This window comes from Rathayibacter sp. RFBD1, from assembly GCF_002932915.1.
Classification (GTDB): domain Bacteria; phylum Actinomycetota; class Actinomycetes; order Actinomycetales; family Microbacteriaceae; genus Rathayibacter.
Window position 1 is genome coordinate 15,412 of sequence record NZ_PSWQ01000008.1, and the last position, 26,087, is coordinate 41,498.

Genomic DNA, 26,087 nt, shown 5'->3' on the forward strand with positions numbered 1-26,087 from the left:
GTGACCACGCCGTCTCCCACCGTACCGTTCCGGGGCTCGGAGGCGGCCCGCTCCTCCGTGGGCGAACGCGCGCGCGGGCGCCTGCCGTGCGCGCGCGGGAATGCCCGCGGGGCGGGGACGGTTGGGCTCCACGGGCGACGGAGCCCCTCCCCCAGTCCCCCGCACGGAAGAAGCCCCGCGATGTCCGCCACCGCCTCCCGCACCGCCAGCACCAGCGCCCCGATCCTCGACGTCCTCGCGGAGCGCTGGAGCCCCCGCTCCTACGACGCGACCGCGACCGTCTCCGACGAGACCCTCGCGTCCCTCCTCGAGGCCGCGCGCTGGTCCCCGTCCGCCAGCAACTCGCAGCCGTGGCGCTTCATCGTCGCCCGCCGCGGAACCGACGAGTTCGACCGCATCGTCGCGACGCTCGCCGGCTTCAACGGCGCCTGGGCCGGCTCCGCCGCCGTCCTGGTCGTCGCGCTGGCCGAGACCGTCGACTCCGAGGGGAAGCCGCGCCCCTGGGCCGTCTACGACCTCGGCCAGTCGATCGCCCACCTCAGCGTCCAGGCGCACCACGAGGGCCTGCACGTGCACCAGATGGCCGGCTTCGACAAGGACGCCGTCCGCGCCGCGTTCGGCGTCGACGAGCGCTTCGACCCGGTGACGATCGCCGCGGTGGGAGTCGCGGCCGACGCCGACGCGCTGGCGAACGAGACCCTCCGCGAGCGCGAGACCGCGCCGCGCACCCGCCTACCCCTCGAGGAGCTCGTGCTCGTCCAGGCGTAGCCCTCCGGCGGAAGGCCTCCCCCGTCCGCGGACCGGGGAGGCCTTCCGCGTCCCACCCCCTGTGTTACTCCCCGTGTCGGTCCCCGCTGTGCCGCCGGGAGCCTCTCCGTACGATCGGACGATCCGCCCGCCCGTCCCGCTGCCCGGAGAGACATGCCCGCCACCCCCGCCGCCCGCACGAGCCTGGCCTTCGACGCCGAGCTCGGCCAGTCGGCGTTCCCCGTGCGCTTCGAGGGGGTCGGCCGCACCTTCGCGCTCGGGTCCCCCGTGCTGACGGATGTGACGCTCGAGGCCGCCGCGGGCGAGGTCATCGCGATCCTCGGCCCGAGCGGTTGCGGCAAGTCGACGCTGCTGCGCATCGCGGCGGGCCTGGACACCGCCTCCGAGGGGTCCGTCCTCATCGACGGCGCCCCCGTCTCCGGCATCGACCCGCGCTGCGCGGTGGCGTTCCAGGAGCCGCGGCTGCTGCCCTGGCGGAGCATCGCCGACAACGTCGCGCTCGGCCTGCCGCGCGGCACCCCGCGCCCGGCGGCCCGCGCCGCCGTCGACGAGCTGCTCTCGCTGGTCGGCCTCACCGCGCACGCCCGCTCGCGGCCCCGCGAAGTGTCCGGAGGGATGGCCCAGCGAGCCTCCCTCGCCCGCGCCCTCGCCCGGAACCCCGGCGTGCTCCTCCTGGACGAGCCCTTCGGGGCGCTCGACGCGCTGACCCGCCTGCGGATGCAGGACCTGCTGCTCGACGTGCACGCGGCGGCTCCGGCGACGATCCTGCTCGTCACCCACGACGTCGACGAGGCCCTGCAGCTGGCCGACCGCATCGTGCTCCTCGGGCGCGACGAGCCCGGAGGCGTCTCGCGCATCCAGCGGATCGTCACCGTCCCCGGCGCGCGGCCCCGCGACCGCGGCTCGGCGGAGCTCGCCGAGCACCGGGCCGAGCTCCTCGCGGGGCTGGGCATCGAGCGGCACTGACCCCGGGCGGATCGACCCGCGTCCCTCCACCCGGGCGGCACGGTCCGGGCGGCACGACCTCCCTCCCCAGCCGCCTCCTCCTCCCGCTCTCCACCGCACGAGCACCTCCCCGCACCGCCCCTCCCCCGCAGCGTCCACACTCGCTGTCACCGCATCCCCGAAGCCGAGGCCCCCATGTCGTTCACCAGCTCCCCGCTCACCCGCCGCACCGCTCTCGCCGGTCTGCTCACCGCCGCCGCCGTCCCGCTCCTCGCGGGCTGCGTGCAGGGCGAGGGCGGAGGAGGAGCGGCGGCCGCGACCGCCGACGCCGCCTCCGGAGGAACCCGGGGCGGCACGCTCACGCTCGACTTCGCGACGTACAACCCGCTGAGCCTGGTCATCAAGGAGAAGGGCTGGCTCGAGGCCGCCCTCGCCGAGCAGCAGGTCACCGTCGCCTGGGTGCAGTCGGCCGGCTCCAACAAGGCCAACGAGGCCCTGCGCGCCGGAGCGATCGACGTCGGCTCCACCGCCGGCTCGGCCGCACTGCTCGCCCGCTCGAACGGCTCGCCGATCAAGACGATCGACATCTTCTCTCAGCCGGAGTGGTCGGCCCTCGTCGTCCCCGCCGGCTCGGCGATCACGTCGGTCGAGCAGCTCAAGGGCAAGCAGATCGCGGCCACCAAGGGCACCGACCCGTACTTCTTCCTGGTGCAGGCGCTCGAGGCCGCCGGGCTGGGCATCGGCGACGTGACGGTGCAGAACCTGCAGCACGCCGACGGCTGGGCGGCGCTGCAGAACGGCTCCGTCGACGCCTGGGCCGGCCTGGACCCGATCATGGCCGGCGCCGAGGCGGCCGGGGCGACCCTGCTCTACCGCAACGTCGACTTCAACTCCTACGGCCTGCTCAACGCGACCGAGAGCTTCCTCGCCGAGAAGCCGGACCTCGCGCAGACCGTCGTGAACGCGTACGAGCACGCCCGCGCCTGGGCGCTCGAGAACCAGGACGAGACGGCGAGCATCCTCGCCTCCGTCGCCGGCCTCGACGTGGCGGTGGCGACGACGGTCATCACCGAGCGCAGCAACCTCGACGTCGACAACGTCCCCGGCTCCGCGCAGACCGACGTGCTCGCCGTGATCGGCCCGATCTTCGTCGAGAACGGCGACGTCGCCTCGCAGCAGCAGGTCGACGACGCGCTCGACTCGCTGCTCGACGACACCTACGCCTCGGCGGCCGACCCGAGCGCCATCGGCGCCTGAGGGTCCGGCCCTCCGCCCCCGACCCCGTGATCCGAGGAGACCGACGATGACGATCCGCGACGACGACACCGCGACCGACGCCGATGTGCTGCGGCGGAGCGCGCTGTCCGCGCCGATGCCGGGTGAGCCCGGACTCGTGACGGCGGGCCCGTCGGTCGCGGCCTCCCAGCGCCGCCTCCGCGAGGACCGCTCCCACCCGCTCACCACGCGACGGTGGTTCGTGGTCGCGGGAGGCGCGATCCTGCCCGTGCTGCTGCTCGTCGCCTGGCAGATCGCGACGACGACCGGGATGGTCTCGGTGGCGGTCTTCCCCTCGCCCGCGATGGTCTGGGCGGCCGGCGTCGACCTCGCCCAGCGCGGCGACCTCGGCCAGGACGTCGCCATCTCGACGCAGCGCGTGCTCATCGGGTTCGCGCTCGGCTCGGCGCTCGGGCTCGTGGTCGGCGCGCTCTTCGGGCTCTCCCGCGTCTGGGAGGTCGTCCTCGGGCCGACCCTCGGCGCGATCCGGGCGGTCCCGTCGCTGGCCTGGGTCCCGCTGCTGCTGCTCTGGATGGGCATCGGCGAGGAGTCGAAGATCACGCTGATCACGATCGGCGCGTTCTTCCCCGTCTTCACCACGGTGGCCACGGCGCTCGGCCACGTCGACCGGCACCTCGTCGAGGCGGGCCGCGCCTTCGGCCTCTCGGGCGTCCGGCTCTTCACGACGGTGCAGCTGCCCGCGGTGATCCCCTCCGTGATCTCCGGGCTGCGCCTCGCGCTCGCCCAGTCGTGGCTGTTCCTGGTCGCCTCCGAGCTCATCGCCTCCTCGATGGGCCTCGGCTTCCGCCTCATCGACAGCCAGAACAACGGCCGGATCGACCGGGTGTTCCTGGCGATCGTCCTGCTGGCCGTGCTGGGCAAGCTCACCGATGCCGTCGTCGGCGTGTTCCAGCGCTACGCCGTGAGGAAGTGGGCGTGAGCGCCGGGGAGGGAGCTCCGAGCGTGAGCGGGACGATCGCCAACCTGCTCGACGAGCACCGCCGGTTCCCCCCGCCCGCGGCCTTCGCCGCGCAGGCGAACGCGGGCGCGGAGGAGTACTCGCGAGCCGCCGCCGATCCGGTCGCGTTCTGGGAGGAGGCGGCCCGCCGCCTCGAGTGGGCGGAGCCGTGGCACACCGCCCACAGCTGGGAGCCTGCCGCTCCGCTGCCCGACGGCTCGCTCTCGGTGCCGCGCACGACCTGGTTCGAGGGTGGACGGCTGAACGTGGCCGTCAACTGCGTCGACCGCCACGTGGACGCGGGACGCGGCGGGAAGACCGCCCTCCACTTCGAGGGCGAGCGCGGCGACCGGCGGTCGATCACCTACGCCGAGCTCCAGCGCGAGGTCTCCCGCGCCGCGAACGCGCTGACCGCGCTCGGGATCGGGAAGGGCGACCGCGTCGTCGTCTATCTCCCGGTGATCCCCGAGACCATCGTCATCACGCTCGCGATCGCGCGGATCGGCGCGATCCACTCGCTCGTCTTCGGCGGCTTCTCCGCCGAGGCGGTGCGGTTCCGCGTGGAGGACACCGGCGCGAAGCTCCTGGTCACCACGGACGGGCAGTTCCGGCGCGGAGCGGCGGTGCCGGTCAAGGCGAGCGCCGACCGGGCGATCGAGGGCGTCGCGTCGATCGAGCACGTCCTCGTCGTCCGCCGCACCGGTGAGACCGACGTCCCGTGGACCCCGGGCCGCGACGTCTGGTGGCACGAGCTGGTCGACGCGCAGAGCGACGTCCACGAGGCCGAGGCCTTCGACTCCGAGACGCCGCTGTTCATCATCTACACCTCCGGCACGACCGGGAAGCCCAAGGGACTGGTGCACACCAGCGGCGGCTACCTCACGCAGGCCTCGTGGACGCACTGGGCGGTGTTCGACGCGAAGCCGGACGACGTGCACTGGTGCACCGCCGACCTCGCCTGGGTCACCGCGCACACCTACGAGATCTACGGACCGCTCTCGAACGGGCTCACCCAGGTGATCTACGAGGGCACCCCGAGCACCCCGCACACCGCCCGGCACTTCGAGATCATCGAGCGGTACGGGGTGACCGTCTACTACACGGCGCCGACGCTGATCCGCACGCTGATGACCTGGTTCCCCGAGGGCGTGCCCGCCCGGTACGACCTGTCGAGCCTGCGCCTGCTCGGCACCGTCGGCGAGTCCATCAACCCCGAGGCCTGGGTCTGGTTCCACGAGGCGATCGGCGGCGGTCGCTGCCCGATCGTCGACACCTGGTGGCAGTCCGAGACCGGCGCCGCGGTGATGTGCCCGCTGCCGGGCGTCTCGACCCTCAAGCCGGGCTCGTCGCTCGGAGCCCTGCCCGGGCTCGGCGTCCTCGTGGTGGACGAGCACGGCGAGCGGGTGCCGAACGGCTCCGGCGGCTACCTCGTGGTCGACCGGACCGGGCCGGCGCTCGCCCGGACCGTGTGGGGCGACCCGGAGCGGTACCGCGACTCCTACTGGGCCCGCTACGCGTCCCAGGGGTGGTTCTTCTCCGGGGACGGCGCGAAGTACGACGCCGACGGCGACGTCTGGGTGCTCGGCCGCGTCGACGACGTCATCAACGTCTCCGGCCACCGCCTGTCCACGATCGAGATCGAGTCGGCCCTCGTCGCCCATCCGGCCGTCGGCGAGGCCGGAGTCGTCGGAGTCGCCGACGCGACGACCGGCCAGGCGATCGCGGCGTTCGTCATCCCCTCCGACGAGGCCGTCGACCGCGCCGAGGAGGACCCGGCCTACTGGGCCGCGCTCGGCGCGACGCTCTCGGCGCTCCTGCGCGACCACGTGGCGGTCGCGATCGGTCCGATCGCCAAGCCGCGCGACGTGGTGGTGGTGCCGGATCTGCCCAAGACCCGCTCCGGCAAGATCATGCGGCGGCTGCTCGGCGACATCCGCGACGGCCGCCCGCTCGGAGACGTGACGAGCCTCCAGGACGACACCGTCCCGGCGCGCATCGCCCGCATCGTCGCCGAGCGCGGGTAGGCGCCGCGCCAGTCGGACGCGGCGGGCGGACCCTGTTTCGGGGAGGCGTCGGGAGCCTGCGCGTCCGCGGCGAGGAGGGGCCGCCGGGGAGCATGCGGAGTAGCGTGAAGCCGTGCGCGACGTCCAACAGCAGATCATCTCCGAGCTCCACGTCTCCCCCGCCGTCGATCCGGCCGTCGAGGTCGAACGGCGCAGCGGCTTCCTCGCCGACTACCTCCGCAGCACCGGCGCGAAGGGCCTCGTCCTCGGCATCAGCGGCGGCCAGGACTCGAGCCTCGCCGGGCGCCTCTGCCAGCTCGCGGTCGAGCAGGTCCGCGCGAGCGGCGGCGACGCCTCCTTCATCGCGGTCCGCCTGCCGTACAAGGTGCAGGCCGACGAGGAGGACGCCCAGCTCGCCCTCACGTTCATCCGCCCGGACCGCCAGGTCGTCTTCGACATCCACCAGGGCGTCGACGGCGTGGCCGCAGCATTCGGCGACGCGGTCGACGAGCCGATCAGCGACTTCGTGAAGGGCAACGTGAAGGCGCGGATGCGGATGATCGCGCAGTACGCGATCGCCGGCCAGGCCGGGATGCTCGTCGTCGGGACCGACCACGCGGCCGAGGCGGTCACCGGCTTCTTCACGAAGTACGGCGACGGCGGCGCCGACGTCCTCCCGCTCACCGGCCTCACCAAGCGGCAGGGGCGCTCGCTCCTCGAGCACCTGGACGCACCGGCCCGGCTCTACGAGAAGGCGCCGACGGCGGACCTGCTCGACGACAACCCCGGCCAGACCGACGAGACGAACCTCGGGCTCACCTACGCCGACCTCGACACGTACCTCGAGGGCGGCGAGGTCGACCGGGCCGTCGCCGAGGCCATCGAGGCGCGGTACGCCGCGACCGAGCACAAGCGCCAGGTGCCGCTGTCGATGTTCGACGACTGGTGGCGCTGAGCCGCCGCTGACCGCTTCCAGCGGCCGGCAGCTCAGGACCGCACGGGGCCCCGCTGAGGCGGGGCTCCCGTGCGTCCGGCGCGGAACCGATGCCAGGACCGGACCCGCCGCGGTATCAGGAGTCGGCGCGGGCGTTGTAGACGAGCACCTCGCCGGAGTCGACGGAGGCGCGGTAGGCGCGGAACACGTCGAGGGCCTCGTCGCGGAGCACGCCGTCGACGACCTCGATGCCGCGGGCCTCGAACTGCGCGGCCCAGTCCTCGCGCATCGGCCCCTCGTCGAAGGTGCTGATCTCCTCGAGCTCGGGGCCGGAGCCCGCGACGACCAGGCGGCGCACCCCCGACCACATCGTCGCTCCGTAGCACTGCACGCACGGGCGCCAGTTGACGACCAGGTCGTGCGCGGGGAGGCCCTCGCCGCCGAGGTCCCAGGTGCCGAGCGCGGTCTGCGCGAGACCGAGCGCCGTCACCTCGGCGTGGCCGGACGAGACCCCGCTGCCGAGGACGACGTTCACTCCGACCGAGACGAGACGACCGGAGTCGCGCTCGACGACGATCGCCGCGAACGGGCCGCCGTTCCCCTCGCGGAAGTTGCGGTCGGCGAGCGCGTGCACGAGGGCCATCCGGTCCTCGAGGCTCGGGAGGACCTCGGGGACGTCGCGGAGGGCGTCACCGATCCAGGCGGGCAGGGCGATCTCGTAGCGGGTGGCGAGGCGGTCGATGTCCATGGGTCCTCCGGGAGACGGGGCGGGGCGGGGCGGCGGGTCGGCGGGGCGGAGACGGATGCGCGGCAGGCACGGCACGGGCGACGCGCGGATGACGACGGCCGTCGCCCCTCAGCCTCGCAGTCCCGAGCGCCGGAGACGGAATCGGCCCGGCGCGTCGACGCGGAGGTCAGGCGAGGAGGGCCTCGCCGAGCGCCGCGGCCTGCGCCGCCCAGAAGCGCTTCGCCACGCCGGTCCGGCGGAACAGGGCGTCGAAGCCGTGGAAGGCGCCCTCCACGATCTCGAGCCCGCACGGCACTCCGGCCGCGCGCAGGCGCTCGGCGTAGCGGACGTCCTCGTCGTGGAAGAGGTCGAGGCCGCCGACGCCGATCCAGGCCGGCGGGAGGCCCGTGAGGTCGTCGCGGCGGGCGGGGGCGGCGTAGGCCGTGACGCCGGGGCCGCCGGGCTCGCCGGCGAGGTAGGCGGTCCAGCCGAAGCGGTTGCTGCCCGGGGTCCAGACGCGGACTCCGCGCGGAGGAGGACCGGGCCGGGTGACGGTGCGGTCGTCGAGCATCGGGTAGACGAGCAGCTGGAACGCGGGCTGCGCTCCTCCGCGGTCGTGGGCGAGGAGGGTCGCACCCGCGGCGATGCCGCCGCCCGCGCTCGCGCCTCCGACGGCGATGCGCGCCGGGTCGACGCCGCGCTCCTGCGCGTGCTCGACGAGCCAGTCGAACGCGGCCAGCACGTCCTCGACGGCAGCCGGGGCCGGATGCGCGGGCGCGAGGCGGTAGTCGACGGAGACGACCGTGATGCCCAGGGTGCGGGCGAAGTCGATGCAGGACGCCTCGTCCTGGAGGTGGCTGCCGAGCACCATGCCGCCGCCGTGCACCCAGAGGAGCGCGGGAGCGGTACCGCGGAGGATGCGCGGCCTGTAGCTGCGGGCCCGGACGGGAGCGGCTCCGGCGACGGGGATCTCGACGTCGTCGACCACGATGTCGGGCGGAGCCTCGCCTCCCTCGGCGGCGCGTCGCGTGGCGAGGCGCAGCAGTCGCGGGCCGAGGACGATCGGCGGGAGGAAGCGGCCGAGCGCGAGGTCGGGGTGGAAGAGGGGCGCCGTCGCGGCGGTGCGGGCTGACGCGGTCATGCGCGGGAGGCTACTCCTCGCGACCGTGCCGGCGCCCCTCGGCGGGGCTACGGACGCACGAGGGTCTTGATCGCGCGGCGCTCGTCCATGGCGGCGTACGCCTCGGCGATCTCCTCGAGGGGCAGCTCGAGGTCGAAGACCAGACCGGGCTCGATCGCGCCGCTGAGCACGTCGGGCAGCAGCTCGGCCATGTAGCCGCGGACCGGCGCGACTCCGCCGTTGACGCCCACGTTCGAGCCGAACATCTGGCGGACGGGCAGCTCGGGGCCTCCGTTGGGGACGCCGACGTAGCCGACCATGCCGCCGGGGCGGGCGGAGTCGAGGGCCTGCTGCATCGACTCCTTGGTGCCGACGCACTCGAGCACGCAGTCGGCGCCGATCCCGCCGGTCAGCTCGCGGACGCGCGCGACGCCCTCGTCGCCGCGGGTCTCGACGATGTGGGTCGCCCCGAAGCGGCGGGCGAGGTTCTGCCGCGACTCGTGCCGCGACATCGCGATGATCGTGGTCGCGCCGAGGCGCTTGGCCGCCAGGACGGCGCAGAGGCCGACCGCGCCGTCGCCGACGACCGCGACGGTCGAGCCCGCGGTGACGCCGGCCGAGACCGCGGCGTGGTGGCCGGTCCCCATCACATCGGCGAGGGTGAGCAGGCTCGGGATGAGCGCCGGATCCGGATCGATGCCCACGCGGAAGAGCGTGCCGTCGGCGAGGGGCACGCGCACCTTCTCGCCCTGGGCGCCGTCCGCGAAGCCCTCCTCGCGGACCTCGGCGCCCCACCAGCCGCCGGTGAGGCACGAGGTGGAGACGCCGTTGGCGCAGTTCGCGCAGGTGCCGTCGCAGACGTAGAACGGGGCGATCACGAAGTCGCCGACCGCGACGTCGTGCACGTCGTCGCCGATCTCCTCGACGACGCCGACGAACTCGTGGCCGATGCGGTGCGCCTCCTTGGTGGGAGTGACGCCGCGGTAGGGCCACAGGTCCGAGCCGCAGACGCAGGCCGCGGTGACGCGGACGATCGCGTCGCGCCCCGTCGAGAGCTGCGGGTCGGGGACCTCCTCGAGTCGGATGTCGCGCTCGCCGTGGATGAGTGTTGCTCGCATGGGTGCTCCTGGTCGGGAGGGGGGTGGGGTCGGCGTCCACGGTACGCCCGCGACCGGCCGCGGGCGCCGGAGAGGCGGGGGCTTGCACGAACGCGCGCCGACGCGGCACAGGTGGAGAGCCGGGGCGCGGCCGGGGGCGGTCCGGCGCCGGGCGGGAGGCGTCCTGCCGGAACGGAGCGGCCCCGCAGCAGCCCTGCGCCGCGTCACGGCTGCGCCTCCGCCCAGCCGTCGCGCCCGATCACGACGTGTGCGAGGAACCGCAGGCCGCACGCCTCTGCCCCGTCGGCGATCGCCCGCGTCGCCGCACGGTCGGAGGGGAGCACCACGGCCTCGCCCGCGTGGCTGTGCGCCAGGCCGATGCCCGCCGCGCCGCGCGCCAGCACCTCGGCGAGCACGGCGGCGACGGGGATCTCGGCGTGCGCCGGGGCTCCGTCGGCCAGCGTCAGGACGTCGCGGACGGCTCCGGACTCGGCGAGCGCCACCGCCAGCACGGTCTCGACCGGCCGGGCGGCCAGCAGCGGAGCGACGAGCCCGGCCAGGCCGGCGGCGTCGGTCACCCGGGCGGCGCGCGAGGCGCGGTTCATCCTCCGCCGCAGCTCGAAGGAGGCGACCAGGCGGCAGGCGGCGACCTCGCCGACTCCGCGGTGCCGCATCAGATCGCCCACCCCGGCCCGGGCGACGGCGTCGATGCCGCCGAAGCGCGCGAGGAGGCGCTGCGCGACGACGGTCGCGTTGGCGCCGCGGACGCCGGCCCCGATGAGCACGGCGAGGGTCTCGGCGTCGGTGAGCGCCTCCGGTCCGTAGGCGCGGAGGCGCTCCCTCGGCCGCTCCTCGGGAGGGAGGTCGGCCATGCGGGGGCCGGGCGTTTCGAAGGACATGCCGCCGACGCTACGGAGCCCGCCGGACGGGCGCGCCGCGGATCCCGCGACAGTGGACGACTCCCGCCCTCGCGCGCCCTGTGGAGGGACATCCCGTCGCCGCCCCCGCGCTCCTCCCCCTGCGGGAACGCAGGAGTAGCGGTACTCGACCGCGACCACCGCGACGTCTGCGGACTCGCGACAGGGCTCGAGCACCCCGGTCAGTCCGACGCGGGCATCCCCGCCGTCACCGACAGGCTCTCGCCGTCCGGCGCCACGTCCACCAGCACCACGTCCCCGTCGCGCACCGTGCCGCCGAGCAGCGCCGTGGCCAGCTGGTCGTCGATCGCCCGCTGCATCAGCCGGCGCAGCGGCCGCGCGCCGTACTGCGGGTCGTAGCCGCGCTCGGCCAGCCACCCGCGGGCCGCGGGCGTCACCGCCAGGTCGAGCCGTCGCTCCGAGAGCCTCCTCGACAGCCGGTCGACGTACAGCGACACGATCTCGCCGAGCTCGGTGCGGTCGAGCGCGTCGAAGATCACGATGTCGTCGAGCCGGTTCACGAACTCGGGCTTGAAGGCCTGGCGCACCATCTGCTGGACCGCCTCCTCCTTCTGCGGCCGCGACAGCGCCGGGTCCACGAGGAACTGCGACCCCAGGTTGGAGGTGAGGATGAGGATCGTGTTGCGGAAGTCGACCGTCCGCCCCTGGCCGTCGGTGAGCCGGCCGTCGTCGAGCACCTGCAGCAGGACATCGAACACCTCGGGGTGCGCCTTCTCGATCTCGTCGAGGAGCACCACCGAGTACGGGCGGCGGCGGACCGCCTCCGTGAGCTGGCCGCCCTGCTCGTAGCCGATGTAGCCGGGAGGGGCGCCGACCAGCCGCGAGACGGCGAACTTCTCGCCGTACTCCGACATGTCGATGCGGACCATCGCCTTCTCGTCGTCGAAGAGGTGGTCGGCGAGCGCCTTCGCCAGCTCGGTCTTGCCGACGCCGGTCGGCCCGAGGAAGAGGAAGGAGCCGGTCGGCCGGTCGGGGTCGGAGATGCCCGCGCGGGTGCGGCGCACCGCGTCCGCGACGGCCGACACCGCCTCGTCCTGGCCGATCAGTCGGCGGTGCAGCTCGGTCTCGAGGTGCAGCAGCTTCTCGGTCTCGCCCTGCAGGAGGCGCCCGACGGGGATCCCCGTCCAGGCGGCGATCACCGCGGCGATGTCGTCGGCCGTCACCTGCTCGTTGACCATGCGGCCCTCGGCCGGCTCCTCCTCCGCCTCGGCGGCCGCGAGCTCGCGCTCGATCACCGGGATGTCGCCGTAGAGCAGCTTCGACGCGCGCTCGAGCTTGCCCTCGCGCTGCGCCCGCTCGGCGGCGATCCGCAGGGCGTCGAGCCGGTTCTTGAGCTCGCCGACGCGGTTGAGGGAGGCGCGCTCGCGCTCCCAGCGCTCCTGCAGCTCCTCGAGCTGGGCGCCGCGGCGGGCCAGGTCCTCGCGCAGCTTCTCCAGCCGTGCCTTCGAGGCCTCGTCCTTCTCCTTCTTCAGCGCCAGCTCCTCGAGCCTCAGCCGGTCCACGGAGCGGCGCAGCTCGTCGATCTCGACGGGAGCGGAGTCGATCTCCATGCGCAGCCGCGACGCGGCCTCGTCGATCAGGTCGATCGCCTTGTCCGGCAGCTGGCGGGAGGTGATGTAGCGGTTCGAGAGCGACGCGGCGGCGACCAGGGCGGAGTCGGCGATCGCCACCTTGTGGTGCGCCTCGTAGCGCTCCTTCAGCCCGCGAAGGATCGCCACGGTGTCCTCGACGGTCGGCTCGCCGACGAAGACCTGCTGGAAGCGGCGCTCGAGAGCGGCGTCCTTCTCGATGTACTGGCGGTACTCGTCGAGCGTCGTCGCGCCGATCATCCGCAGCTCGCCGCGCGCCAGCATGGGCTTGAGCATGTTCGCGGCCGCCACCGACCCCTCGCCGCCGCCCGCGCCCATCAGCGTGTGCAGCTCGTCGATGAAGGTGATGATCCGGCCGTCGGACTCCTCGATCTCCTGGAGCACGGCCTTCAGCCGCTCCTCGAACTCGCCGCGGTACTTCGCTCCGGCGATCAGGGCCGAGAGGTCGAGGCTGACGAGCTGCTTGCCCTTGAGGCTCTCGGCGACGTCGCCCGCGACGATCCGCTGGGCGAGCCCCTCGACGACGGCGGTCTTGCCGACGCCGGGCTCGCCGATGAGGACGGGGTTGTTCTTGGTGCGGCGCGTGAGCACCTGGCTGACGCGCCGGATCTCGGCGTCCCTCCCGATCACCGGGTCGAGCTTGCCGCTCGCCGCGATGGCGGTCAGGTTGACGCCGTACTGCTCGAGTGCGGACTTCTCGTCCTGCTGGGGCATCCGACCGGCCTGCATGATGGTGGTCTCCTCCGTGGCTCGAAAGTTGAGTTCGACGGACTCAACTTTACTCCCGCGACGGCTCCGGCGGTTAGGCCGTCAGAAGATCGCTGTCGCGACCCTGGAGCGCCTCGAGCGCGTTCCGGAGGATCGAGCGCAGCCGGAACTCGTCGATCCCGGTCAGCGCCGAGATCTCGGCCTGCGAGAAGCCGCCGGCCGCAGCCAGCAGCAGGAGCTCGCGGTCCGGGCAGTCGAGGGCGAGCAGGCCGCTGCCGAGCGGACGCCGGGCGAGCTCGTGCGCGGAGCCGAGGGTCTCGCAGAGGACCTCGAGCACCCAGAGCACGGGCTCCGGCGAGCGGGCGCCCTCGCGGGAGCGGCGCCAGACGGCGGTGAAGACGTCGGTGCAGAGCCGGTCGCGGCCGGCCGGGTCGGCCTGGACCGTGCCGATGCACGCCGAGACGAGGCCGCCGAAGCGGTCGACGAGCTCTCCCAGAGCGGAGGCGTCCCCCGTGGCGGAGCGGGCCAGCAGCCGGGCGGCGTCCTGCGTCAGCGGCGGACGCACCCGTCCTCCGGTCGCGTCCTCGCCTCCAGCACTCACAGGCCTCAGCGTGTCACCGACTCCGGGACGGCGGGACCAGTTGCGCGGAAGGGGGGTGACAGGTATGGAGCTGATCCGCTATCCGACATCAGAGGCGCGGCCAGCGCGCGCGGGCGAAGCAGAAGAGCCCGTAGGCGATGAGCCCGACGGCGACGAAGCCGAGGAGGAGCACACCTGCCGGCAGCTCCACGAGCGACTTCAGCGCCTCGTCGAGCCCGCCCGCCTGCTCCGGATCATGGGTGACGGCGGCGACGATCAGCAGCACGCCGAGAGCGCCGAGGACCACGCCCTTGGCGACGTAGCCGGCGACGCCGAGCACGGTGACGACGGTGCCCGCCGTACCGCCCGGCGCCGCGACGTTCTCGAGGAACTTCCTGCTCGCTCCGCGGTACACGAAGACGCCGCTTACCGCGAGGACGGCCAGTCCCGCGATCACGAGCAGCACGACTCCGCCCGGCGCCGAGAGCACCTGCGCGCTCGCGCTCTCGGACGACTCGGACGAGCTCGACCCGCCGCCCGTCGCGAACTTCAGCGCCGTCACGCCGAGGGCGCCGTAGACGACGGCCTTGCCCGCCTCCTTCAGCCGGCTGCCCCAGGTCTTCAGGGCGCTCTCGCGCGGGCGGACGAGGAACGCCTCGAGCAGCCCCCACAGCGCCAGGCCGAAGAGGCCGACCGTGCAGATCCAGAGGATCACCAGACCGCCGGGCTGCGCCGCGAGGGCGCCGAGAGCACCGCTCTGGTCGGCCTCGCCTCCGCCGCCGCGGGCCACGCCGAGCGCGATCACTCCGATCAGGAGGTGGACGAGGCCGTTCGCCGCGAAGCCGCCGCGGGCGAGGGTCCGCACCGCCCGCGAGTCCTGGATGTCGTCGGCGGTGCGCTGGGCGTCGGCGGTGCTCGGAGTGTTCACAGGGTGGACGCTACGCGTTTCCACACCCCCGCGCCCGGCTCCGCCGTTCGGAGGTGCTCCCGGAGCGGGTTCTCCACACCTTTCCACAGGGTTGTCCACAGCTGTGGAATCGCTAGAGGGACGAGCGGATCACACGTCGACGGCGCGGACGAGCCCGTCCTGCACGCCGCCCAGCCAGTCGTAGACGCTGCGGATCGCGGCCGCGCTCCCCTCCTCCGGGACGACGTCGTCGGTGTCGTCGATCCCCAGCCGCACGGCCAGAGCGAGCCGCATGTCGGTCAGTGCGCGGAGCCAGGCGATCGCCTGCGGCTCCTCGAGACGGACCGCGACCTCGCCCAGCCCCTCGAAGATCCGGCCGTGACTCGTGCCGTCGCCGGCGTCGAGGGCCGCCGTGACGGCGCGGGCGTCGTCCATCTTGCGGGCGGCGAGGTCCGGAGCGGTGAAGCGGCGGAACTCGTCGGCCGCCTCGGCGTCGTCGCGGTAGGCGTCGGGCAGGAGGCGGGCGAGCGCCGGATCGGAGCGGGCCTCCTCCGAGGACGCCCCGCGGTCGAGCAGCTCGAGCATCTCGCCGGCCAGGTGGCGGAGGATCCCGGCCTCCTCGCGGTCGAAGCGGGCGACGGCCGCTCCGGAGGAGTCGCGGCGGAACGCGCGCATCAGCCGAGTCCTCGGATGCCGCGAGCGGGGTGCTCTCCGGTCTCGGCGGCCGCGGGACGCAGCGGGGCGCTCACGCGTCGGCCTTCTGCAGCGTCGCCCACAGGCCGTAGCCGTGCATCGCCTCCACGTGCCGCTCCATCTCCTCGCGGTTGCCGGTCGCGACGACCGCGCGCCCCTCGGTGTGCACCTGCAGCATCAGCCGCTCCGCCTCGGCCCGGCCGAAGCCGAAGTAGCTGCGGAAGACGTACGAGACGTACGACATCAGGTTGACCGGATCGTCCCAGACCAGCACGATCCACGGGACCTCGGCCGCCGAGCGGGTCGCCAGGCGCTCGTCCGCGCGCTCGATCGTGTCCGCCATCCCTCCAGCGTAGGCCGCGGCGCGGACGGACGCCCGGGCGCGCAGGCCGGAGCGTGCTGCCCGCAGCCCGCGAGTGACCAGGAGTCGTCGCACTCGGCGTCGAGCCGCGAGGACGAGATCGCGAGAAGCCAGGAGTCGTGGAGTCGGCGCCAGCGCCGCCCGCCCTACGCCGACAGGCGCGGCAGGACCTCCCGGGCGAAGAAGTCGAGGTGATCGAGGTCCTGCAGGTCCATGAACTGCAGGTAGACGCGCTCGCAGCCGGCCTCGCGGAGGGACTCGAGGCGGTCGACCGCCTCGTCGACGCCGCCGGCCACTCCGTGCTCGCGCAGCTCGGCGGGCTCGCGGCCGATCGCCGCGGCACGGCGCGTGAACTCCGCCTCGTCGCCTCCGCCGACCGCGATCAGCGCGACCGAGTGCACGAGCGACGAGGGCTCGCGCCCGATCGCCCGGCACGCCTCGTCGACGCGCTCGAAGGCCCCCGGGATCGCGTCGAACTCGGGGAAGGGCAGGTTGAACTCGCTCGCGAACCGCGCCGCGAGCGCCGGGGTCCGCTTGGGGCCGCCGCCACCGACGATCACCGGCAGCGGCAGGCGGGCGGGCTTGGGCAGGGCCGGGGAGTCGGTCAGCGTGTAGTGCTCGCCGGCGAAGGAGTAGCGCTCGCCGACCGGCGTCGACCACAGGCCGGTCACGATCTCGAGCTGCTCCTCGAGGAGGTCGAAGCGGCGCGGAGGGAAGGGGATGCCGTACGCGGCGTGCTCCTCCTCGAACCAGCCGGTGCCGAGGCCGAGCTCGGCACGGCCCCCGGACATCGCGTCGACCTGGGCGACCTGGATCGCGAGGATCCCCGGCGGCCGGTAGGTGACGGAGGAGACGAGGGTGCCGAGCGCGATCCGCTCGGTCTCGCGGGCGAGGCCGGCGAGCGTCGTCCACGCGTCGGACGGGCCCACGCCGGGATCGCCGTCCCCCATCCGGAGGTAGTGGTCGGAGCGGAAGAAGCCGTCGTAGCCGAGGCTCTCGGCGGCCTGCGCGACGGCGAGGAGGTCCTCGTAGCTCGCGCCCTGCTGGGGTTCGGTGAAGACTCTGAACTGCACGGGTCCAGCCTCCCGCACCGGGGCCGGATCATGCCAGCCCTACTCCCCCGGCCGGGGCCGCCGACGGGCCCCCGTGTACCGTGGACGCTTGCCGCCGACGAGAGGACCCCATGTCCGAGCACCCGTCCTCCCCGGACACCGCCCCCGCCACCGCGGGCACGACCGCCCCTCCGCACCGCCTCGCGCGGTGGGTCTTCTGGCCCGCCGCCGTCCTGACGCTGTCGATCGCGGCCTTCGCGATCCTCGCGCCCGACGCCGCGACCTCCGTGTTCTCGACGCTGCAGACCACCGTCGTCAACACGTTCAGCTGGTACTACGTGCTGATCGCCGCGGTCTTCGTGGCCTTCGCCATCTGGATGGGCGTGAGCCGCTTCGGCGACATCAAGCTCGGCGCCGACGACGACGAGCCCGAGTTCTCGATGCTCGCCTGGATCTCGCTCCTCTTCGCCGCCGGCATGGGCATCGGCCTCGTCTTCTACGGCGTCGCGGAGCCGCTCACCCACTTCGCCACTCCGCGCCCGGGCGTCACCGGCACCGAGACGCAGCTCGCGCAGAGCGCGATCTCGCAGACCTACCTGCACTGGGGCGTCCACGCCTGGTCCATCTACGTGGTGGTCGGCCTCGCCCTCGCGTACGCGATCCACCGCCGCAAGCGGCCGGTGTCGATCCGCTGGGCGCTGGAGCCGCTGCTGGGCCGCCGGGTCCGCGGCGGCTGGGGCAACGCGATCGACGTGGTCGCCCTGGTCGGCACCATGTTCGGAGTCGCGACCTCGCTCGGCCTGGGCGTCACCCAGATCTCGGCGGGCCTGGAGGCGAGCGGCATCGTGGAGTCGTCGCTCACCGTGCAGATCGTGGTCATCGCCGTGGTCACGGGCCTGACCGTCTTCTCGCTGATCTCGGGCGTGGGCAAGGGCATGAAGTGGCTCTCGACCGGCAACCTGCTGCTCGCCGCCGCGCTCCTCGTCTTCGTGCTCGTCGCCGGCCCGACCCAGTTCCTCCTCCGCGAGTTCGTGCAGTCGCTCGGCAACTACCTGCAGAACTTCATCGGCCTGACCTTCACGGTCAGCGCCTACGCCGGCCGCGAGGGCGAGCAGTGGCAGGCCTCGTGGACCACGTTCTACTGGGGCTGGTGGATGTCGTGGGCGCCGTTCGTCGGCATCTTCATCGCCCGCGTCTCGAAGGGCCGGACGGTCCGCGAGTTCGTCGGCGGCGTGCTGCTCGTGCCGACGATCATGACCTTCCTCTGGTTCAGCGTCCTCGGCGGCACGGCCATCTACCGCGAGCTCTACGGCGACGGCGGCCTCGTCGGCGCCGACGGCTCGGTCGACACCAACCTGGCGCTCTTCTCGATGCTGCAGGGACTGCCCGCGGGCTCGGTGCTGACGATCGGCGCGATCCTCCTGATCGGCGTCTTCTTCGTGACCTCCGCTGACTCCGGAGCGCTGGTCATGGCGATGATCGCGACCGGAGGCCAGGCGGAGCCGCGCAACCCGATCCGCGTGTTCTTCGCCGTCGCGACCGCGCTGCTCGCCCTGTCGCTCCTGGTCGCCGGCGGCCTCGACGCCCTGCAGACCGCGGCGATCCTCTCGGCCCTGCCGTTCAGCGTCGTGATGATCCTGATGTGCGTCGCGACGGTGATCGCCTTCCGCCGCGAGATCCGCGCGTACGACAAGGCCCGCCGCAAGGCGTTCGTCGGCGACATCGGCACGTTCTACGGCCTCGAGGTCGAGGATCCGGCGGAGCGCGAGCCCGCCCACCCGATCAAGCGCCTCGCGAACCGCCTGAAGCCGGGGTCGAAGGAGTAGTCGGCTCGGAGGAGCAGCCAGGTCGGAGGAGGCCGGGCGCCGCTGGGGCGCCCGGCCGGCCGATCAGCTGGGCGACGGGATGAAGGGGTGCTCCGGCGGGTCCTGGTCGTCGCCGAGGCGGGCGTCGGCGCCCTGGTCGAGCGCCTCGTCGATCGACTCGGGGTCGTCGATCTCGGCCGGGTCCTCCGGCGGGACCGGCAGGGAGTCGCCGTCGGGGCGGGTGGTGTCGGTGACGTCCTCGGGGGCGTCGAAGCCGAAGCTGCTCATGGTTCCCTCTCCGCGGTGCGCCCGGGAGGCGGCGCCGCTGCGGGCAGCCTAGGTCGCGCCCCCGGAGGCGGTCACGGACTTGACGGGGCACCCGAGGGGCCCCGCGGGGTCGGCCTGCTCCGGAGGAGCCTCCGCCCCGGCAGCCGTCAGTGCACGTACTCGAGCAGGTCGGCTCCGAGGGTGCGCATGCCCTCCAGCACCGCGAGGCGGTAGTGCAGGGTCGTGTCGTCGAACTGGGTGGCGACCGCGTAGGCGACTCCGGCGCGCGGGCCGCGGAGGACTCCGGCCTCGGCGCGGACGCCGACGTCGGTGCCGGTCGCGTTGACGAGCAGGACGCCGTGGTCGGGGTGGCGGTGCGCGAGCGGATCGAGCCCGAACGAGGCGGCGACCATCGAGAGGTCGGTGCCGAGCGAGAGCCAGCCGATCACCCGCGAGCTCACGGCGGCGTCGACGATCTCGCCGTTCGCGAGGGTGGCGAGCAGCCAGGTCAGCTCGCGGGCGGAGCCGATCGAGAGCTGCGGCGCGTCGTCGGGACCGCGCTCGTCGCGCACGACGTCGAGCAGGGCGGTGCGGGAGAGGCCGAGCGCCTCCGCCCGCTCGCGCACGGCATCGAGGCCGACGCGGCGCAGCAGGACGTTGGTCGCGAGGTTGTCGCTGGAGGCCCCGACGAGGGCGGCGAGGTCGGCGATCGGCATCGACGGCACCTGGAGGTGCTGCCAGAGCCCGGAGCCCGAGACCGCGTCCGCCGCGGTCCGGTCGACCAGGCGCAGGTTCTCCTGCGGCTCGTTCGCCAGCCGGGCGGCGACCTCGATCAGCAGCACGACGGTGCCGAGGGAGGCGGTGGGCATCGAGACGGAGTCGTCGACCGCGAACAGGGTGCGGCCGGTCGCCAGGTCGACGGCGCGCGCCGAGACGACGACCCCGTCGATCGCGAGACGGCCGAGGGCGTCGAAGCCGCGCTGGAAGTTCTCGCGGTCACCGCCGCCCTTGTGGCGCCCCCGGCGGTTGCGTCGGCTCTCACGGCGGGTCTCGCTGGTGGGGATCACCACGGGTACGGCCCCTCTACGGGTCGGGAGTGCGGTCGTGCGGAGGGGGACCGGGGTCCTCACGCGCCGGCAGGACGCGCGATCGGCGGACGACCCCGCTGCATCGGTCGGCTCTCGATGCCCGGGGCTCCTCGTCCGTGGTGCGGAGGTGGTCGGCGGCGACTACCAGATGGTGACGCGCTCGCTCGGGGAGAGCCAGAGGGCGTCGCCTTCGGAGACGTCAAAAGTAGCGTAGAACTCGTCGATGTTCCGGACGATCTGGTTGCAGCGGAACTCGGCCGGAGCGTGCGGATCGATGGCGAGGAGGCGGATCGTCTCCTCGTCGCGCGACTTCTGCTGCCAGGCCTGCGCCCAGGAGAGGAAGAAGCGCTCGGCGCCGGTCAGGCCGTCCACGACGGGCGGCTCCTCGCCGTCCAGCGAGAGCAGGTAAGCCTTCCAGGCGATGCCGAGACCGCCGAGGTCGCCGATGTTCTCGCCGATGGTCAGGGCGCCGTTCACGTGGTGCCCGGGCGTGGTCGCGGGAGCGAGCGCGTCGTACTGCGCGATGAGCGCCTTCGTCCGCTCCTCGAACGCGGCCCGGTCCTCCTCGGTCCACCAGTCGGTGAGGCGGCCGTCGCCGTCGAAGCGCGAGCCCTGGTCGTCGAAGCCGTGGCCGATCTCGTGACCGATGACGGCGCCGATCGCTCCGTAGTTCGCGGCGGGGTCGCGGGCCTCGTCGAAGAAGGGGAACTGCAGGATCGCGGCCGGGAAGACGATCTCGTTGAAGCCCGGGTTGTAGTACGCGTTGATCGTCTGCGGGGTCATGAACCACTCGTCGCGGTCGAGCGGGCGGCCGATCTTGCCGAGCTCGCGGGCGAACTCGAACTCGGCCACGCGGCGGGCGTTGCCGAGCAGGTCGGCCGGGTCGATCGAGAGGGCGGAGTAGTCGCGCCAGCGCACCGGGTAGCCGATCTTGGGCGTGAACTTCGCGAGCTTCTCGAGCGCGCGCTCGCGGGTGGCGGGGCTCATCCACTCCAGGTCGACGATGGAGCGGCGGTACGCCTCGATGAGGTTCGCGACCAGCACGTCCATCGCGGCCTTCGCCGTCTCGGGGAAGTGGCGGGCGACGTAGGTGCGGCCGACCGCCTCGCCGAGCGACCCCTCGACGAGCGAGACGGCGCGCTTCCAGCGCTCCCGCTTCTGCGGGGTGCCGGTGAGGGTGCGGCCGTAGAAGTCGAAGTTGGCGTCGACGAAGCCGCTGGACAGGTAGGCCGCGGCTCCGCGGATCACCTGCCAGGACAGCCAGTCGCGCCAGGCCGGGAGCCGGTCCTCGGTGAGCAGGCCCGCGAGACCCTGGAGGAAGCTCGGCTGGCGGACGACCACCTCGGCGAGCGCCCCCTCCGGAGCGCCCATCGCGGTGAGCCAGACGCCGAGGTCGACGCCCGCGGCGAGCTCCTCGACCTCGGACCAGGAGCGGAGGTTGTAGGTCGCCTGGCTGTCGCGGCTGCGGACCTTGTCCCAGTGCGCGGCGGCCAGGTCGGTCTCGAGGGCGACGATGCGCTCGGCGCGGGCCTCGGCGGCGTCGATGCCGGCCAGCGCCAGCATCCGTGCGACGAACGGCGTGTAGGCCTCGCGGACGGAGGCGAACTCCTCCTCGCGGTAGTAGCTCTCGTCCGGCAGGCCGAGGCCGCCCTGGTTGACGAAGACGAGGTAGCGCTCGGGGCTGCCCGGGTCGTTGTCGACGAAGAGGCCGAAGAGCCCGGGGACGCCGGTGCGCTCGAAGGCGCCGACCGCGCGGAGCAGGCCGGGGATCGAGTCGACCCGCTGCACGGCGGCGAGGTCGTCGGCGATCGGGGCGGCGCCGAGCTCCTCGGCCCGCTCCTCGTCCATGAAGGAGGCGTAGAGGTCGCCGAACAGGCGCTCCTCGGTGCCGTGCTGCGCGGTCTGCGCCTCGACGATGATGTCGCGCACGGCCTTCTCCGCCTCCTCCTGGAGGACGTGGAAGGAGCCGTAGCGCGCCTTGTCGGCGGGGATCTCGGTGCGGTCGATCCAGAGCCCGTTGACGTGCCGGTAGAGGTCGTCCTGCGGGCGCGTCGCGGGGTCGAGTTCGGAGCGGTCGATACCGGAGCGAGGCGTCGTCGAGGTCATGGCGGACAGCCTACGTCGGGGCGCCGACACGGTGGCGCGAGGTGCGGCGGGTCGAGCGCGGAGCCGCGGAGGGCGGGCGCGGAGCCGCGGACGGGAGTGCCCGGCGCGGAGCCGGGGGAGGGCCGGGCGCGCCACCGTCCGGCTCGCGGGGGCGGACTGCTCCTGCGAGCCGGACGGTGGCCGACGGGGACGCCGGAGCGTCAGCGCCCGAGCTGCTCCTCGACGTACGCGCGGATCGGCGTGGTCGGCCGCCCGATCAGGCGGGCGAGCGAGCCGTCGGTCCCGCCGAGGAGGCCGTCGGCGATGTTCGCGTCGAGGCCGACGACGAAGCCGACTCCGCCCTCGGGGACGCCGGCGCCGGTGAGGACGCGGGCGTGCTCGTCGGAGGAGACGTGGCTGATCGCGGCGTCGCGTCCGGCGACCTCGGCGACGATCGCGGCCAGCTCGTCGAAGCTCCAGGCGGTGTCGCCGGAGAGCTCGTGCACGGTGCCGACCAGGGACGGGTCGGTCAGGGCGACCGCTGCGGCCTCGGCGTAGTCGGTGCGCGCGGCGCTGGCGACGCGGCCCTCGCCGGCGCTCGAGAGGGTGCTGCCGGTGGAGGCGAGCTCGGCGACGGTCTGCTCGTAGTTCTCGTTGTACCAGCCGTTGCGGAGGATGACAGCGGGGACGCCGCTGGCGGCGATCGCCTCCTCCGTGGCCTTGTGCTCGGGGGCGAGGATGAGCGCGCTCGTGGTCGCCTTCGGGGCGCTCGTGTAGACCAGGCGCGCGCCGGCGCGGACGGCGGCGTCGATCGCGGCGGTGTGCTGCGCGACGCGCCTGCCGACCTCGGAGCCCGAGACGAGGAGGACGGCCTCGGCGCCGGAGAAGGCGGCGTCGAGCGAGGCGGGGTCGTCGAAGTCCGCGACGGCGGTGCGGACGCCGAGGTCGGCGGCGAGCGCCTCGAGCTTCGCGGCGTCGCGGCCGGTGGCGACGATGTCGGAGGCGGCGGTGCCGCGGGCGAGCAGGTGCTCGACGGCGAGACGGCCGAGGTGGCCGGTGGCTCCGGTGACGACGAGGGTCATGAGGGGTCCTTCCTGACGGGTGGGGCGGGCGGGGTCCGCCGCCAGGAGGGTGCAACCGGCGCATCCTCCTCTTGCTTCCCGGAATGCAGTACCCACTATTTCGTTAGTACTGTCATCACCCCTGTTCCGAGGAGCGCCCATGACGATCGCCGACTCCCCCCTGCTCGCCGGGGACGTCTACTCCGCCGACTGCCCGAGCCGCGAGGTCTTCGGGCACGTCACCAGCAAGTGGGGCGTCCTGGTGCTCGCGGCGCTCGCTCCGGGCACGCTGCGCTGGGGCGCTCTGCGTCGCCGGATCGGCGGGATCAGCGAGAAGATGCTCGCCCAGACGCTGCGGATCCTGGAGGAGGACGGCTTCGTGCACCGCGAGGCGCGGCCGGTCGTCCCGCCGCACGTCGAGTACCGGCTGACGCCGCTGGGAGCGGAGCTGGCGGAGCGGCTGCTGCCGGTCGTCGAATGGATCGCGGGGAACGTCGGGGCGGTCCTGGAGGCGCGCTCGGAGGGCCGCCGGGAGGGAAGGTGAGCCTCACCTTCTTGTGAGAACGTTCACGTCCCGTTCAGGGAGGAGTCTCCACCCGGCGGCATCGGCGCCCCCTCCCCCTGCTTGCCTCGATCGCGTCTCCTGCTCGTGATCGAAGGACCTCCATGTCAGACACCGCCCGCCGCCCGCTCCTCCTCCCGATGGCCGGCCACGTGCGCGGCAAGCGCAGCCCCGTCACCTGCGCGCTGAAGTGCGCCAACGCCTGCTCCACCGCGACCTGCAACACGTCGCACAACAGCTACTTCCGCGACATCGTCTCGTCGCAGCTCTCCCGCCGCAGCGCCCTCGGCCTCGGCCTGGCCGGCGCGGTCACCGTCGCCGTCGCCTCCGCCGGAGGAGCGCCCACCGCCGAGGCGGCCGTGGCGACCGCGACCGACGGCTCGCCGCTCGCCTTCACTCCCATCGCTCCGGTGCCGTACACGGTCGACCGGTTCACCGTCCCCGAGGGCTTCGCCTGGCAGCCGATCATCCGCTGGGGCGACCCGCTCTTCGCCGACAGCCCCGCCTTCGACATCGCCGACCAGACGGAGGCCGCCCAGGCCGCGCAGTTCGGCTACAACAACGACTACACCGACATCGTCGAGATCCCGGGCTCGAAGCGCCTCCGCGCCCTGCTCGTCGTGAACCACGAGTACACGAACGAGAGCATCATGTTCCCGGCCGCGCAGCTCGAGGCGGAGCCGGAGCGCGTGCGCGCCGTCGGCCGCGCCGCCCACGGCCTCAGCGTCGTCGAGCTGGTCCGCACCGCGGTCGACCGCCCGTGGGCCTACGTCCGCGGGGGCGAGCGCAACCGCCGCTACCTGCTCGACACCCCCTACGAGGTGACCGGCGCCGCCGCCGGCACCGACCTGCTGAAGACGGTCGCCGACCCCGAGGGCCGCACCGTGCTCGGCACGCTCGGCAACTGCTCCGGAGGCACGACGCCGTGGGGCACGATCCTCTCGGGCGAGGAGAACTTCAACGGCTACTTCCGCGCCGTCGGCACGAGCGACGCCGAGAAGCGCTACGGCCTCGCCGACTCCGAGACCTCGCGCCTCTGGGAGCTCGACGACCCCCGCTTCGACGCCCGCACCCCGGGCTACGAGAACGAGCCGAACCGCTTCGGCTGGATCGTGGAGTTCGACCCCTTCGACCCCGACTCCACGCCGAAGAAGCACACAGCACTCGGCCGGCTCAAGCACGAGGGCGCGAACGTCATCATCGCCCCGGACGGCCGCGTGGTCGCGTACCAGGGGGACGACGAGCGCTTCGACTACCTCTACAAGTTCGTCTCGACGAAGCGCTACATCGAGGGCGACCGCGCCCACAACAAGACCCTGCTGGAGGAGGGCGACCTCTACGTCGCCCGCTTCACCGGCGACTCCCCCGTGGCCGAGATCACCGGCACCGGGGCGGTCCCCTCGGACGGCGGCTTCGACGGGATCGGCGAGTGGCTGCCCCTGGTGCTGAACGGCGCCTCGACGATCGCCGGGATGAGCGTCGCCGAGGTGCTCGTCCACACCCGCCAGGCGGCGGACGCCGCGGGCGCGACCAAGATGGACCGTTGCGAGGACGTGCAGCCCAGCCTGGTCAGCGGACGGATCTACGTGGCCTGCACCAACAACTCCGCCCGCGGCACCGAGGGCGCCAAGGAGGGCGCGACCGAGGTCAACCCGCGCACCGAGAACCGCGACGGCCACATCGTCGAGATCATCGAGGACGGCGGCGACCAGACCGGCCGCACCTTCACCTGGAACCTGCTGATGCTCTGCGGCGACCAGGCGCAGGGCGACGTCGTCTACTTCTCCGGCTTCCCGGCGGACCAGGTCTCGCCGATCTCGTGCCCGGACAACCTGGCCTTCGACTCGGTCGGGAACCTCTGGATCTCGACCGACGGCGCCCCGAGCGGCATCGGCTACAACGACGGGCTCTTCAAGGTCGCGCTCGAGGGCGCGACGCGCGGGAGGGTGGAGCAGTTCCTCTCGGTGCCCCGCGACGCCGAGACCTGCGGACCGATCGTCCACGACCTCGACCAGCACGTGTTCGTGGCGGTGCAGCACCCGGGCGAGGAGGGCACCTTCGAGGCGCCGACCTCGTTCTTCCCGGACTACGGATCGACGGCGGCGGGAGCGGTGGCGGCACCGCGTCCGACCATCGTGCAGATCCTGCCGGCGTCGCAGGTGGTGTCGCCGACTCCGACGCCGACCGCGGGGCCGACCACGGCACCGACGACCCCGCCGACCACCGCGCCCACGGCGACTCCCACCACGGCACCGACCGCCGGGCCGACCGCGGCGCCCACCGCGGCTCCGTCCCCGGTGCCCACGACTGCGCCGACCGGCACTCCCACCCCGCTGCCCGTCGGCGGCTCGGGCGGCGGGCTGGCCTCGACCGGAGTCGAGAGCGTCGGCCTGATCGCGGGCGCCACCGCGCTCCTGGCCGCGGGCGCCACCGCGCTCGGACTCGGAGCGCGCCGCCGCGCGGCCGCCGAGGGCGAGGACGACCAGCAGGCGTGAGGCCGGACAGGGCCCGGGACCGATCACAGGATCGGGGCCCGGGCCCTGTCGCGCTCGGGGACCCGCCGC

The 26,087-nt window shown here is 73.6% G+C and carries 23 protein-coding genes; 9 read left to right on the top strand and 14 right to left on the bottom strand.

What is annotated here, in order from left to right; all coding sequences use genetic code 11:
- Nucleotides 1-180 precede the first annotated feature (180 nt).
- The 6 genes from C5D50_RS03455 (at nt 181) to nadE (ending at nt 6,904) form a co-directional block, all read left to right on the top strand.
- Nucleotides 181-768: a nitroreductase family protein gene (locus C5D50_RS03455; protein WP_104239204.1), complete on the top strand. Its 588-nt coding sequence runs from the start codon at nt 181-183 to the stop codon at nt 766-768.
- A gap of 153 nt (nt 769-921) precedes the next feature.
- Entirely contained in the window at nt 922-1,734 is an 813-nt protein-coding gene (locus tag C5D50_RS03460) for an ABC transporter ATP-binding protein (RefSeq protein WP_104288928.1), read from the top strand.
- Between the two features lie 174 nt (nt 1,735-1,908).
- Nucleotides 1,909-2,970, top strand: coding sequence for an aliphatic sulfonate ABC transporter substrate-binding protein (locus C5D50_RS03465; RefSeq protein ID WP_104282760.1), 1,062 nt, complete (start codon nt 1,909-1,911; stop codon nt 2,968-2,970).
- A 46-nt stretch (nt 2,971-3,016) separates the two neighbouring features.
- Nucleotides 3,017-3,928 (top strand): ABC transporter permease, encoded by a 912-nt coding sequence (locus tag C5D50_RS03470; RefSeq protein ID WP_258069547.1) that lies wholly within the window; start codon nt 3,017-3,019, stop codon nt 3,926-3,928.
- A 23-nt stretch (nt 3,929-3,951) separates the two neighbouring features.
- Nucleotides 3,952-5,970, top strand: coding sequence for an acetate--CoA ligase (gene acs / locus C5D50_RS03475; RefSeq protein ID WP_104282762.1), 2,019 nt, complete (start codon nt 3,952-3,954; stop codon nt 5,968-5,970).
- A 112-nt stretch (nt 5,971-6,082) separates the two neighbouring features.
- Nucleotides 6,083-6,904 (top strand): ammonia-dependent NAD(+) synthetase, encoded by an 822-nt coding sequence (nadE, locus tag C5D50_RS03480; RefSeq protein ID WP_104222821.1) that lies wholly within the window; start codon nt 6,083-6,085, stop codon nt 6,902-6,904.
- A gap of 115 nt (nt 6,905-7,019) precedes the next feature.
- Here the strand turns inward: nadE and C5D50_RS03485 are convergent, their stop codons facing one another.
- The 10 genes from C5D50_RS03485 to C5D50_RS03530 form a co-directional block, all read right to left on the bottom strand.
- A complete protein-coding gene (locus tag C5D50_RS03485; protein ID WP_181027247.1) occupies nt 7,020-7,631 on the bottom strand; it encodes a nucleoside deaminase in 612 nt (203 codons plus the stop codon).
- Nucleotides 7,632-7,797: 166 nt separating this feature from the next.
- Entirely contained in the window at nt 7,798-8,751 is a 954-nt protein-coding gene (locus C5D50_RS03490) for an alpha/beta hydrolase (protein ID WP_104222822.1), read from the bottom strand.
- Nucleotides 8,752-8,798: 47 nt separating this feature from the next.
- Nucleotides 8,799-9,848, bottom strand: coding sequence for a zinc-dependent alcohol dehydrogenase family protein (locus C5D50_RS03495; protein ID WP_104222823.1), 1,050 nt, complete (start codon nt 9,846-9,848; stop codon nt 8,799-8,801).
- Between the two features lie 203 nt (nt 9,849-10,051).
- Nucleotides 10,052-10,726 carry a RadC family protein gene (locus tag C5D50_RS03500; RefSeq protein ID WP_104225738.1) on the bottom strand — a complete coding sequence of 225 codons (675 nt, stop codon included), beginning with the start codon at nt 10,724-10,726 and terminating at the stop codon, nt 10,052-10,054.
- 200 nt (nt 10,727-10,926) lie between these two features.
- A complete protein-coding gene (locus tag C5D50_RS03505) occupies nt 10,927-13,068 on the bottom strand; it encodes an ATP-dependent Clp protease ATP-binding subunit (RefSeq protein ID WP_374952925.1) in 2,142 nt (713 codons plus the stop codon).
- 88 nt (nt 13,069-13,156) lie between these two features.
- On the bottom strand, nt 13,157-13,663 hold the full coding sequence (locus tag C5D50_RS03510; protein WP_146086872.1) for an RNA polymerase sigma factor: 507 nt from the start codon (nt 13,661-13,663) through the stop codon (nt 13,157-13,159).
- 88 nt (nt 13,664-13,751) lie between these two features.
- Nucleotides 13,752-14,570, bottom strand: coding sequence for a DUF1206 domain-containing protein (locus C5D50_RS03515; RefSeq protein ID WP_104282764.1), 819 nt, complete (start codon nt 14,568-14,570; stop codon nt 13,752-13,754).
- A gap of 129 nt (nt 14,571-14,699) precedes the next feature.
- A complete protein-coding gene (locus C5D50_RS03520; protein WP_104225742.1) occupies nt 14,700-15,224 on the bottom strand; it encodes a DUF2017 domain-containing protein in 525 nt (174 codons plus the stop codon).
- A 70-nt stretch (nt 15,225-15,294) separates the two neighbouring features.
- Nucleotides 15,295-15,585, bottom strand: coding sequence for an ATP-dependent Clp protease adapter ClpS (gene clpS, locus C5D50_RS03525; RefSeq protein WP_104222829.1), 291 nt, complete (start codon nt 15,583-15,585; stop codon nt 15,295-15,297).
- A 164-nt stretch (nt 15,586-15,749) separates the two neighbouring features.
- Nucleotides 15,750-16,676 carry an LLM class F420-dependent oxidoreductase gene (locus C5D50_RS03530; protein ID WP_104234367.1) on the bottom strand — a complete coding sequence of 309 codons (927 nt, stop codon included), beginning with the start codon at nt 16,674-16,676 and terminating at the stop codon, nt 15,750-15,752.
- A gap of 110 nt (nt 16,677-16,786) precedes the next feature.
- Here C5D50_RS03530 and C5D50_RS03535 point away from each other — a divergent pair, with 110 nt between their 5' ends.
- Complete coding sequence (locus C5D50_RS03535; RefSeq protein WP_104288929.1) at nt 16,787-18,481, top strand: BCCT family transporter; 1,695 nt, start codon at nt 16,787-16,789, stop codon at nt 18,479-18,481.
- A 63-nt stretch (nt 18,482-18,544) separates the two neighbouring features.
- Here the strand turns inward: C5D50_RS03535 and C5D50_RS03540 are convergent, their stop codons facing one another.
- From C5D50_RS03540 to C5D50_RS03555, 4 genes are all read right to left on the bottom strand, one after another.
- Nucleotides 18,545-18,748 (bottom strand): hypothetical protein, encoded by a 204-nt coding sequence (locus C5D50_RS03540; protein WP_104222832.1) that lies wholly within the window; start codon nt 18,746-18,748, stop codon nt 18,545-18,547.
- Nucleotides 18,749-18,894: 146 nt separating this feature from the next.
- Nucleotides 18,895-19,797 (bottom strand): serine hydrolase, encoded by a 903-nt coding sequence (locus C5D50_RS03545; protein ID WP_104222833.1) that lies wholly within the window; start codon nt 19,795-19,797, stop codon nt 18,895-18,897.
- A gap of 159 nt (nt 19,798-19,956) precedes the next feature.
- Nucleotides 19,957-21,921 (bottom strand): M13 family metallopeptidase, encoded by a 1,965-nt coding sequence (locus tag C5D50_RS03550; protein WP_104222834.1) that lies wholly within the window; start codon nt 21,919-21,921, stop codon nt 19,957-19,959.
- Nucleotides 21,922-22,121: 200 nt separating this feature from the next.
- Complete coding sequence (locus C5D50_RS03555) at nt 22,122-22,982, bottom strand: NmrA family NAD(P)-binding protein (protein ID WP_104258186.1); 861 nt, start codon at nt 22,980-22,982, stop codon at nt 22,122-22,124.
- Nucleotides 22,983-23,121: 139 nt separating this feature from the next.
- On the opposite strand from C5D50_RS03555, the gene C5D50_RS03560 reads away from it, so the two are divergent.
- Both C5D50_RS03560 and C5D50_RS03565 read left to right on the top strand, forming a co-directional pair.
- Nucleotides 23,122-23,505 (top strand): helix-turn-helix domain-containing protein, encoded by a 384-nt coding sequence (locus C5D50_RS03560; protein WP_104256663.1) that lies wholly within the window; start codon nt 23,122-23,124, stop codon nt 23,503-23,505.
- A gap of 122 nt (nt 23,506-23,627) precedes the next feature.
- Nucleotides 23,628-26,018, top strand: a complete 2,391-nt coding sequence (locus tag C5D50_RS03565; protein ID WP_104282766.1) for a PhoX family phosphatase — start codon at nt 23,628-23,630, stop codon at nt 26,016-26,018.
- Nucleotides 26,019-26,087 lie beyond the last annotated feature (69 nt).